We start from the raw sequence: 12,098 nt of genomic DNA, 5'->3' as shown, positions 1-12,098 counted from the left end.
TGCGGTGATAGGATGTAATCGGTCTCATAGGAGACGCGCCTTTATCTGATAATCAGAATAAAGAAAAGAGAAATGGTGATCTAACGCACGATTCTACTTCAAGATAAAACTGAAACCTTGGAATCTTTCGTAATGGCCCCATTTATAAGTTAGTACCTGATTTGCCGAACTTAGCGACCTTTATGTTCCCTATTTTCTAAGTACAAGCAAGTTAAGGAGAGTGAATGAGCTTATTTCTTCGTACTACAGCATTGATGCTTTTGGTACTTAGCCGTGCACCGGCATTTGCCGCACTTCCAATTACCCCTGCACCTAGTGGCGAACAAAATCGTTCAACCAGCCAAAACGAAGTTTGTTCGAAACTTTTTAAACACAGCCTTAGCGGTTTATACGGCATTCAGTCAATCGACACCACGCCAACTCAGCCATATTCTGACTTCGACATTCTTTACAGCAAAGCACACCAAGCACAATTTGAACTTGAAACTATCTGTAAAAGTACCGCACTTCTTAATGACGCTCAGCCATACTTCGCAGGTGTAAAATCCAAACAACGAGCAGAAGAAAAGATAGCTTTAGAATTAGGTGGGAAAGTTGAACGTATTACTGACCTAGCACGTGCAACGATTGTAGCTGAAGACGTCGCCAGCTTAGTCTCCATTTATGAAACGTTAGAGCGTGAAACAACGATTGTGAAAGTAAAAAATCGATTCAAAAAACCTGGCCCTTCAGGATATAGAGACTTGAACTTGCTCGTTCGTTTACCAAAAACAAACCTAGTAGCCGAAGTTCAACTGCACTTGAAAGCAATCGCAGATGTAAAAAGCGGTCCCGAACACGACCTATACGAAAAAATCCAGAAACTAGAACGTCAAGCGATGTTGGAAAAACGTGAGCTAAGCGAAATAGAGCTTGCCTCTATTCGCAACATGCGCACACAGTCTAAGAACTTGTACCAACAAGCATGGCAACCATACTTAACAACGCATCTAGAAGCGGCGTAACCGATATCATTAAGCGTCTCTCATAAACAGAAAAACCACCGCATTGCGGTGGTTTTCATTTGTATGCACACGAATTTTACGCAAAAAAAGACCACGCCTTAGCGTGATCCATTTATTCGGCTTACTGTACTTTCTTCAGGTTTTCTACACGAGCTTTTAACTTCTGACCCGGGCGAAAAGTCACTACACGTCGAGCAGTAATTGGAATATCTTCACCAGTTTTCGGGTTACGACCAGGTCGTTCATTCTTGTCACGAAGATCAAAGTTACCAAAACCTGACAGTTTTACCTGTTCGCCACTTTCCAGTGCCTTACGAATCTCTTCAAAGAACACTTCCACCGTTTCCTTGGCGTCCCGCTTACTAAATCCTAATTTATCAAACAGGTTTTCTGCCAGTTCGGCTTTTGTGAGCGCCATAAAACTTTCCTCAAAGCTATGTTAAACAATGCTACGTTAGTGTAGCGCCAGAGCAGTTTTACCCTACCAATTCAACAACATATCGGGGTTACATCAGGAAGTGTATGACAAGCTTATGATTTTCGCCAACTTTTTTCTTGGCGAACAAAAGGAATAGCACTACGTAAATTATTGTTAAACGCCAGAAATTTGATATTTTTGTTTTTGTTTCATCTTTATCAGGAAAAACATCCAGATTATAAAACTAAAAGTAGTTTAAATATCAACATTAAACACTATTTAATAAAAATATCAGATATTGGTTATTTAACAGACACTTGACATAGAACTTGTCGTAAATTCAGTGATTTGTATGTAACTCGATACGTAACAATTAGATTAAAAGGTATGACCACCTGTACTTTGCAACTGTGCTTAGAAAGCTTGATTAAACCCACGCTTCTCGCTGTTTAACGATGACGCCATATATAAAGATTGATAATGTGGAAGTTCGTGTATTTCCTCATTAGCTTCTTACACTGCTTCTAGGCGACCATGATTAATCAAATCATAAATATTCTTTTCCCTGTTTTTGCTCTTGTCGGAGTTGGCTATTTGGTCGGTCGTTACATCAAGCCTGACTTTCGCCCAATAAACCGCATTAATATTGAGGTATTTACGCCAGCACTGGTATTTTCGTCACTCGTTAGCATGCCGCTCGATTCAAATCAGGGGCCGCTTCTTTTGGCGGCAATTGTCGCGGTTTTAATTCCCGCACTACTCATGATCCCGGTATGTCGATGGACGTCACTCTCGTTTAAAACCTGGGCGCCACCACATATGTTTCGCAATAGCGGAAATCTAGCTATTCCTTTGTTTACCTATACGTTTGGAGAAATTGCGCTGTCGTCAGCAGTGCTTTTATTTGTCGTGTCAGCATGCTTGCATATCAGCTTAGGCGTAATGCTGCTTAGTCATGGCAACCCTTTTAAGCAAATAGTCAAGATGCCAATCTTTTTAGCAGCGTCGTTGGCTCTGTTTCTCAACGTGTCAAATGTGGGTGCATGGGCGCCTTTATACGAAGCCACGGCTCTACTTGGGCAAGCGGCCGTACCCGTGATGCTTTTATCTCTGGGGGCACAAATGTGTCATTTAAGGTTGGACGGTTTAAAGATTGGTGTGTTGTGTACCGTGCAGTCACTGGCAACTGGTGCTGTCGCTTTTGCACTTATTTATTGGTTAATTCCCCTTCCAACGATGCAATTGCAAATGATGGTGCTCTTCACAATGCTGCCGCCAGCCGTCATGAATTACCTATTTGCGGAAAGGCTGAATATAGAACCCATGAAAGTGGCGTCAATGGTACTATTTGGCAACTTTTTCAGCATTCTTACGCTACCTCTTCTGCTTAGCTATACCCTCTCACTCGCTGCCTAAGCGCCAACAAGCTATCGTTAGCGTGTATTAGCTGAAAAACAATACGTTCCTAATCTCGGGTAAGGGCCATCCCTAGTTTGGTCTAGTATTTTAAAGTAATGAGGGATGGTGCGAGCAGTAAGGAACTTGAACAACGATAAGGTAATCCTAAAAATAAAAAACCCTGCCAAACTGGCAGGGTTTTCATTTCTTAAGAAGATACGTTACGCGAGATTAGTCACGCAGAGACGCACCAAACTTCTCAGAAACGTGAGCAACGATAGCGTCAACCGCACCAGCGATATCTGCATCTTCAAGCGTACGCTCAAGTGACTGTAGAGTCAGAGCGATTGCTAGGCTCTTCTTACCATCTTCAACGCCTTTACCTACGTAAACGTCGAACAGTTTCGCATCTTTAAGGAACTCGCCACCTTGCTCTAGACAAGCGTTAACAATGTCACCAGATGCAACAGCTTCATCCACTACTACCGCGATATCACGACGGTTTGAAGGGAATTTAGAAAGTGCTACCGCTTCTGGGATCACTTTGCTGTTAATTGCAGACCATTCGATTTCGAATACGATAGTACGACCATTTAGACCGAACTTACGCTCAAGCTCAGGGTGAACGGTACCGATCACGCCCACTTCTTTGCCATCTACGATGATTGCCGCAGATTGACCTGGGTGAAGTGCTGGGTTAGCTTTTTTGCTTTCAGGTGACAGTGCAGCGAAAGAGTACGCTTTTTCGTTCGCAGATAGCTCTAGAATCGCTTCTAGATCGCCCTTAAGGTCGAAGAAATCAACCGTGTTAGTTTCGATATCCCAATGTTCTTCACCGCGAGTACCAGCAATAACACCTGCAAGCATAGGCTCTTGGCGCATGCCGTTTTCTGCAGTTTCACATGGGATGAAACGTAGGCCGTATTCGAATAGACGAACGCGTGGCTGTTGACGCTTCTGGTTGTGAACAACCGTGTTCAGCAGACCTTGGATAAGACCAAGACGCATTGCTGACATGTCTGCAGAAATTGGGTTTGGAAGCACTAGAGGCTCAACACCAGGTACAACTAGCTTTTGTTGCTCAGGCTCAACGAAGCTGTATGTAATTGCTTCGTGGTAACCACGGTCAACAAGAAGATCACGAACGCGTTTCAGTGGAAGATCCGCTTCAACGTGGTTGTGCATCTTAAGTGCTGCTGCTGGGTGTTGGTTAGGAATGTTGTCATAACCGTAGATACGGCCAACTTCTTCAATCAGGTCTTGCTCGATAGCGATATCGAAACGCCATGTTGGCGCTACTGCCATCCAACCTTCTTCTGAAGCTTCAACAGTCAAACCTAGACGCTCTAGGATTTCTACTACGTCGCTATCTGCAATGTGGTGACCTAGCAGGTTGTCTAGCTTAGTACGACGTAGAGCAACTTTGTTTGGCTTAGGTAGGTCTGCTTCAGACTCTACTGCAACAACAGGTGCTACTTCACCGCCACAGATCTCAACAAGAAGCTGGGTTGCACGCTCCATTGCGCTCACTTGTAGTGCGTAATCCACACCACGCTCGAAACGCATTGAAGAATCAGTGTGAAGACCGTAGCTACGTGCGCGGCCACGGATGTGGTCAGGTGCAAAGAATGCACACTCTAGTAGAACGTCTTTAGTCTCAGTTGTTACACCAGACTCTTCACCACCAAAGATACCTGCGATTGCAAGTGCTTTGTTGTGGTCAGCAACTACTAGTGTATCTGCGTTTAGTTCTGCTTCATTGCCGTCAAGAAGCGTTAGCTTCTCACCTTGCTCAGCCATACGAACTACGATGCCACCTTCGATCTTCGCTAGATCGAATGCGTGCATTGGTTGGCCTTGCTCTAGAAGAACGTAGTTAGTGATGTCTACTACAGGGTCGATAGAGCGAATACCACAACGACGCAGTTTCTCTTGCATCCATAGTGGCGTTTCAGCTTGAACGTTTACGTTCTTAATAACACGACCTAGGTAACGAGGACACGCAGCTGGCGCTTTCACTTCGATAGACACTTTATCGTCGATTGAAGGGGCAACTGCTTCTACTGATGGCTCAGTCACGTCAGCACGGTTTAGTACGCCAACTTCACGAGCTAGACCACGAATGCTGAAACAGTCAGCGCGGTTTGCTGTTAGATCTACGTCTACTGTTACGTCGTCTAGACCTAGGAATTCACGGAAATCAGTACCGATTACAGCGTCTTCTGCTAGTTCCATGATGCCGTCTGACTCAACGTCGATACCTAGTTCAGTGAACGAACAAAGCATGCCGTGAGATGGCTGGCCACGTAGTTTCGCTTTTTTGATTTTGAAATCACCTGGAAGAACAGCACCAACTGTTGCGACTGCTACTTTCAGACCTTGGCGACAGTTAGGTGCGCCACAAACAATGTCTAGAAGCTCTTCTTCACCCACGTCAACTTTAGTTACGCGCAGTTTGTCTGCATCTGGGTGTTGGCCACATTCAACAACGTGACCGACTTTAACGCCAGTAAAAGAACCAGCAACAGGAAGAACCTCGTCTACCTCTAGGCCGGCCATTGTAATTTGGTGAGTTAGCTCGTCAGTAGTAACCGCAGGGTTTACCCACTCACGAAGCCATGATTCGCTGAATTTCATGTTGATGAACCCTCTGGATTACTTGAACTGTTTTAGGAAACGAAGATCGTTCTCGAAGAACGCACGTAGGTCGTTCACGCCGTAACGAAGCATTGTTAGACGCTCAACACCCATACCGAATGCGAAACCAGAGTATTTTTCAGGATCGATACCTACGCTACGTAGCACGTTCGGGTGAACCATACCGCAGCCTAGTACTTCTAACCATTTACCGTTTTTGCCTTTCACGTCTACTTCAGCTGAAGGCTCAGTGAATGGGAAGTAAGATGGACGGAAACGTACTTCTACTTCTTCTTCGAAGAAGTTACATAGGAAATCGTGCAGGATGCCTTTCAGCTGAGCAAAGTTTACGTTCTCATCAACCAGCATGCCTTCCACTTGGTGGAACATTGGCGTGTGCGTTTGGTCGTAGTCGTTACGGTATACACGGCCTGGTGCAATGAAACGGAATGGTGGTTTACCATTTTCCATCGTACGGATCTGTACGCCTGACGTATGAGTACGAAGCATCAAGTCTGGGTTGAAGAAGAAAGTATCGTGGTCAGTACGCGCTGGGTGATCAGCTGCGATGTTTAGCGCATCGAAGTTGTGGAATGCATCTTCGATCTCTGGGCCAGCCTCGGTGTTAAAACCAAGTTCGCCAAAGAACTTCTCAATACGCTCTACAGTACGAGTTACTGGGTGTAAACCACCGTTTTCAATACGACGACCTGGTAGTGTTACGTCGATTGTTTCTGCTGCTAGTTTCGCTTCAAGCTCAGCACGTTGTAGTGCATCTTTACGAGCTGCGATAGCTTGCTGAACTACGCCTTTCGCTTTGTTGATCTCTTGACCAGCTTCACGGCGTTCTTCTGGTGGTAGTTTGCCTAGGCTTTGAAGTTGAGCAGTTAGCTCACCTTTTTTACCCAGATACTGAACACGCACTTCATCAAGTGCGACTAGCGATTCGGCAGCTTCAATTGCAGTGCTCGCGCTAGCAATGATCTCTTCTAGATGTTGCATCGTTTCCTCATCTACCTGTAGGTAGTGTCCATAAGGGAGTGATTGGTTTTTTGATAGCTGTACATAGTAGCCAAACCGGGCACCAATGCCAAATTGAATTACGAAAAGAAGAGGTTATTGAATAAAAAGAGCACAAAAACGTCAAAAATGTCATCTTTAGTTAATCTGCCGTTTAGTTGTGCCCTTTTGTTTTAGAAATAGTATTGAATAGATAGCTCGATAAAATCGTCATCTCTAGCGAAGTAGAGCAAATCATTTGGTGTTTCATTTTTAAACAACCAAGCATCAATTTGCCACTTAACGTGATTCGATATTCGGCTCGATGCTTCTAACTTAGCATTGTAAACATCATCGTTATCTAAATCCTTCGTAATTCCCGTCAATACTTCCGTTCCGTCCTCATCATTGAGCGCCCAACGAATACCTGCAAACACATCATTTTGACCGATAGTTTGTGCGTTGTTCCCACGACTGTCATGGAGGTACTCACCAATAACCCCCACATCCCAAACCGTGTCAAATGCACCGACGAAGGTATACTCAAAACCCGTCACAAGACCGACATGATTATCAGCACTATCTCGATAAATACTTTCCAGTTTCCATAACCAATCGCCAACAATTCCTTGCACATCCAGACCGACATGACTCATCAGAGCGTAGTAAGGCTTTAATTCTCCGTATTCAAAACGAAAGTAAGGATCCCGGTTTGTTCCATATAAATAGCTCAGGCCTACGTCCCAATCGCCAAGCATTTTCGAATATCGAAAAGCCACATCTACGTGCTTCTCTTCTCTGCTTGATTCATAGATAGCATCATCAGAGACAACGGGTTCGGTTCGCAAGCGGCCATCTGTACCCGCAAACGTTCGTTCCCTAAAGTAAGGTAACAACATTGCGTGGACGGTACCCCAGTCTTTGAAAGAGGTAAAATGTAACATCGGCTGACCGAGCTTATCTTCACCATCAACGGCTTCAATAGAGTCTGTTTGGTTTACTACATCAACTAAATGGGCTGATTCAGTCACTCCCCAAAAGACCTTACTAATCCCAACTCGAAGCTCATAATCATCCCAATAAGTCAGATAAAGTGCCTCTCGTATGTCACCATGACTTCGCTCATCGTCTAGACCATCCAGACGATAGAAAGGTGTGAAAGTAAAGTTTGCATCACCATTTTGCATCTCCCAGTAAAATTCTGGCTGCAAAACCAATGACGTTTGCGCTTTGCTCTGACCCTGAGAGCCCGTTTTAAAAAACTGACGATGCTCAATATTGACTTGTCCTGCGAGCTCGACGGCAGTCAGAGGCATCGAGTAAAAAAAGGCTGCTGCACTAAGCAACAACCCAACATTTAATCGCTTCATTTTTCCTCCACTACCTCACTCGCTTCAACACATTCTTATGAAAGTCATTGTCTTGTAATCCAGTGTTAAAACGCATTTCGCTAGTCGTTAGCTCAGTACTTTTTCCTGTTTGATGGTTTGTCATCGCCATAGTGTGCGCTCGCCAATATTGGTTGAGATATTGCTTGTAATCGGAAAAAGAAAGCGTTTTTAACAAAGAGCCTTTGCGGTCGTAAAACTCAACTTTAAGTGGACGATAATGCGCTTTATCTAACCACACCGTTTGCTTGGTATAACCTGAGTTCTTATCGGTCGGAATTTGCTCTACGACGAAAACATCTTGCCCGTTTATGCTGTCATCTTTTAGGTAGTTGAAACGGTATTTTTCAATCTCAAAGGAACTGAGATCCTCATACGCGAATTCACTGCCCATAAAAGGACCTGATTTGTTACGCGAGGAAATACGTTTCACACGTTTCAGTGCAGGAAGGTAAAGCCATTGGTCATCGGCACCCACCGTATGAGAATGGTTAAGAAACGCCGTGCCTTTTACATCTCTCGGTTCATCAAATATCGTGAGCCCTTTGTCACCATCGCCATCAACTTCGAGTGATTGTAAGCGCATTAAACGTGTGCTGCTTTCTCCTTGCGCGTTTCGCAGAATCATTTGCATCGTAGCAACAGAATCCCCCCACCCTTCATCACGGGCTTTGCGCTCTTGGGCAATTTCTAGTCCTTTGGCTTCATCCGCCAACACCGCATGACTCATAATAAGCGAGACAGAAAGTACTGATACTTTTAAGGCATTTTTTACTAAATTCATGTTCAATCCTTTAATTCGTTATGACTGAGTAACAGTCTTGGTTTGAGAGTCAGTTGATTTAAGCTTATTTCGGCGCTCCACCTCGTCGTAAACGCCTTTGTCAAACAACATCAGTAGAGTCGGTAGGAAGATGAAATCCACAACAAGGGCAATAAAGATGACAATGGCACTCAGCTGTCCCATATCGGCATTTAAACGGAAGCTCGACATCGCCAGAACAGAGAAACCAGCAACAAGCACGACCGTCGTAATCCAAAGCGCGCGCCCCACGGTGCGAAAGGCGTAGCGAACCGCTTGCTCCGCACTGTGGCCATCTTTACGAGCGTGTTGATATTTAGAAAGAAAGTGAACGGCGTCATCAACAACAACACCAAGCGTTAATGTCACAACGACAGACAATCCCAAGTTAATCTCGCCAGAAACCAGCGCCCAAATACCAAAACCAATAAGCGCAGGAGCAATATTCGGGACAAGACTAATTAAGCCAAGCTTGAACGAACGCAAGGCAAAGATCAGTAATGCAGAGATTAAGACAAGAGTAATGGGCAAGGTTGACAGCATGCTAGCCATATTCGTTTCACCAATATGCGCAAACATCAGTGAAGGACTAGACGCAACAACATCATATTGAGGCGCGTTTTCGTTAAACCATTGGTAAATACGATTTTCCAAATCAACAAGCTCGACGCTGCCCAAGTTCTCCACGGTGAGAACCATCTTGTTCGACGACTTATCTACATTGATTTGGTTGTTCAAATCTAAACCATACGGTAGTGACATTTCATAAAGCAGCAGATATTGAGCCGCTAATTCTCTGTCTTGAGGGAGCGAGTAATAAGCCTGATCATCTCCATGCATGTTCTTGTTTAGGCGCTTATAAACATCGCTCAAGGTCGCAACATGGTCCGTTTCTGGCTGCAACCTTAGCCAGTCAGTAAATTTACCCACGGTATTGAGAAAATTAGGATCCGCAATACCCTGCGATTCGTTGGTTTTTATCGCGATACTGATGTTCGCCATGCCACTGATTCGCTCTTCCATAAAATCAGCCGCTCGGCGAAATTCATTGCTATGGCCAAAGTACTCGACGGATTCATCATTGACTTTGTTCAGTGGAATCAAGCTCGCACTCGCGACAATAACAAGCACCGACAACGGCAATAAAGCATGTCGCTTTGACACCACGAAATCTCCTAAATGATCCATAAAGTGCTTTCTTTCATCAGAAGTATCCGACTTCACCGTAACCGGAAGGATATTTAGCAAGGCGGGAAGTAACGTGATGGAAAGGAAACAAGCAACCATGACGCCAAGAGCTGATAGGTTGCCGAAATCTCGCAGGATTGGAGAATCCGACATATTCATCATTAAAAAGCCGATCGCGGTGGTAATGGAGGTAATCAAGATAGGCATGAAATTGAGCGCAATACTTCGCTCAATAGAGTGGGCTTTACTAAAGCCGTTTTGCATAGACTGACGCATTGTCGCGATGATGTGTACACAGTCTGCGACGGCAAGCGTCATCACCAAGGTAGGCACATTAACGGTCGCCGTGCTTAAGAACATACCAGCCCATCCTGACAAGCCCATTGTAACCATAACCGAGCCGATAATAACGATGAGCGTCGCGATGACGCTAAGCAATGAGCGCAACATGATGGTCAGAAACACCAATATCACTAGTAACATAGTAGGCACTAATGTTGCGCTATCATCTTGGGCTGCGGTCATAAACGCGTAGTTCATTGCAATAATACCAGCCTTGTGGAATTCCGTGTCTGGGTACACTTGCTGATAACGCTCAATCATTCCGTTTATGTAAGCAACCACCTCTTGTACTTCAGCAGTTTTATCTATTTCAGGGAGTTGGACCGTAATGTTTACGACCGTGACATCTCCTTTTTCAGAAATCAGTGAACTTTTCAAAACCGGCTCACTCAACGCAATACTTTTGACTTTCTCTATTCGTTGAGGTGTCAATTCATATTCGCTATACAGTAAATCTTCGACAAGAAGATCATCTTCAAACGCTTCGGTATGCTGGTAGTTGGCGAGGGAATCAACGCGGGTCGAGTATGGAACTTGCCACGCCTCGTCAGTGATCTGCTGAATAAGAGATAATGTGCTAGGAGTAAAAACAGTGCCGCTCTTTGGCGCTATAACCAAAGCAAGACTGTCAGATTTTGCAAAGGTGGTTTGAATTTCATCAAACGCAAGTAACTGCTCATTTGTTCCATCAAAGAAGATGTCGTAATCTCCTCTAAAGTAAAGATTTTTTCCTCCAATGGTTGCTATGAAAATCAATAAAACGGTAGCAAGCATCACCAATACACTGTAATTCGTTGGTAGCTTACCCCACCCTGAACGGGCGTATTGTTGAACGTTGTGATGTGGCATCACACTCTCCTTTTGTGACGTTTCGTCAAATTTAAAAACTAAAAAAAACAGCAAATGCTGTAAATAACCAGACAAACTCGACATGCAAACTTTAGATCGAATGAATTTGGCTACATAAGTTAGTTTTTAGTAACTTCCTATGCTTCTCGTGATCATTGGCTGAACGCCAACCTTCGAGATTCAATGACGATTCGTCACAATAGTGCGATAAAAAAGCCAACCATAACGTCAGATTGGCCTTTCCAGTTTATTAGCGATTCACTGACTCTAAATAAGCAAGCTCTTCACTAAATAACTCCTGCTCCACTCGACGCCAGGTTTTACGGTAGTCCCATTCTGTAGATAAAGGCGACCAACCTAAACCATCAAGTAACATATTCGCGTTGTGCAGTACTGAGAATGGGTCTTGAATTCGCTGAATACATCGACTGTTCGATGCATTTTGCGCCAAAGCGTTTGAACCGAATGCAATAGACCAGTTGGCGAATACAATAGCATCAGAACCAATTGCGGGAGAAAACTTAAGATCACCACATTCTACCGCATTGTTCACCAGCGCATCAGCACCATCTATTACTTGTTCTTCCAAGTTATTCAGTTCATTCACACGTTTAGGCGAAGCCTTCTCTAGAACCCAAGGCGTCTTTGCAACAATCGCACAAGTTGATAGTACTGGCTCCATACGAGCGTAAATACGATAACCTACATGCATCGCAATGATTTTTTCTCTGGTATTGCCATTAAACTTGGCGGTACGTTCGAAAAATATTGCTTCGCTTTTCAGCGAATGAATACAAAGCGCAAGAATCACATCTTCTTTGCTGCAAAAATGATTGTAGATCGTCCCTTTAGAATAAGGGCTTGACGCTGTAAGCTTGTCCATCGTTAAGTTGGCAAAGCCTTGCTCTTGAACTAGAGACTTAGCCAATTGAATAAGCTCTATCTCACGATCAGCAATCGCCTGTTGCTTTTTTGTTAGCCCTGAAGACACACGACATCCGTCTTGCTTGCTATATTTTTTACAGCGAAAGTTAAACATAATCCTTTGATCCGTATACCAACACACTCCCAAT

The 12,098-nt window shown here is 44.2% G+C and carries 9 protein-coding genes; 2 read left to right on the top strand and 7 right to left on the bottom strand.

Annotation, left to right across the window (positions count from 1 at the left end):
• The first annotated feature begins 224 nt into the window (after positions 1 to 224).
• Positions 225 to 1,004: a phosphoribosylglycinamide formyltransferase gene (locus R7P80_RS05330; RefSeq protein ID WP_017821825.1), complete on the top strand. Its 780-nt coding sequence runs from the start codon at positions 225 to 227 to the stop codon at positions 1,002 to 1,004.
• 121 nt (positions 1,005 to 1,125) lie between these two features.
• Here the strand turns inward: R7P80_RS05330 and ihfA are convergent, their stop codons facing one another.
• Positions 1,126 to 1,422, bottom strand: a complete 297-nt coding sequence (gene ihfA, locus R7P80_RS05325) for an integration host factor subunit alpha (protein ID WP_005377899.1) — start codon at positions 1,420 to 1,422, stop codon at positions 1,126 to 1,128.
• A 534-nt stretch (positions 1,423 to 1,956) separates the two neighbouring features.
• Here ihfA and R7P80_RS05320 point away from each other — a divergent pair.
• Positions 1,957 to 2,838: an AEC family transporter gene (locus R7P80_RS05320; protein WP_005377901.1), complete on the top strand. Its 882-nt coding sequence runs from the start codon at positions 1,957 to 1,959 to the stop codon at positions 2,836 to 2,838.
• A gap of 213 nt (positions 2,839 to 3,051) precedes the next feature.
• On the opposite strand, the gene pheT is transcribed toward R7P80_RS05320, so the two are convergent.
• The 6 genes from pheT to R7P80_RS05290 form a co-directional block, all read right to left on the bottom strand.
• Complete coding sequence (gene pheT, locus R7P80_RS05315; protein ID WP_017821824.1) at positions 3,052 to 5,457, bottom strand: phenylalanine--tRNA ligase subunit beta; 2,406 nt, start codon at positions 5,455 to 5,457, stop codon at positions 3,052 to 3,054.
• Positions 5,458 to 5,475: 18 nt separating this feature from the next.
• A complete protein-coding gene (pheS, locus tag R7P80_RS05310) occupies positions 5,476 to 6,459 on the bottom strand; it encodes a phenylalanine--tRNA ligase subunit alpha (protein WP_005385470.1) in 984 nt (327 codons plus the stop codon).
• A 191-nt stretch (positions 6,460 to 6,650) separates the two neighbouring features.
• Positions 6,651 to 7,826: a hypothetical protein gene (locus tag R7P80_RS05305; RefSeq protein ID WP_170897135.1), complete on the bottom strand. Its 1,176-nt coding sequence runs from the start codon at positions 7,824 to 7,826 to the stop codon at positions 6,651 to 6,653.
• A gap of 10 nt (positions 7,827 to 7,836) precedes the next feature.
• On the bottom strand, positions 7,837 to 8,628 hold the full coding sequence (locus tag R7P80_RS05300) for an outer membrane lipoprotein-sorting protein (RefSeq protein ID WP_025766823.1): 792 nt from the start codon (positions 8,626 to 8,628) through the stop codon (positions 7,837 to 7,839).
• 18 nt (positions 8,629 to 8,646) lie between these two features.
• Complete coding sequence (locus R7P80_RS05295) at positions 8,647 to 11,025, bottom strand: efflux RND transporter permease subunit (RefSeq protein ID WP_225491449.1); 2,379 nt, start codon at positions 11,023 to 11,025, stop codon at positions 8,647 to 8,649.
• Positions 11,026 to 11,275: 250 nt separating this feature from the next.
• Positions 11,276 to 12,064: a TetR/AcrR family transcriptional regulator gene (locus R7P80_RS05290; protein ID WP_005377913.1), complete on the bottom strand. Its 789-nt coding sequence runs from the start codon at positions 12,062 to 12,064 to the stop codon at positions 11,276 to 11,278.
• Positions 12,065 to 12,098: the final 34 nt, after the last annotated feature.

The organism is Vibrio sp. 2092 (assembly GCF_033339635.1).
GTDB lineage: Bacteria > Pseudomonadota > Gammaproteobacteria > Enterobacterales > Vibrionaceae > Vibrio > Vibrio alginolyticus.
This window is presented reverse-complemented; position numbering and strand designations above follow the sequence as displayed.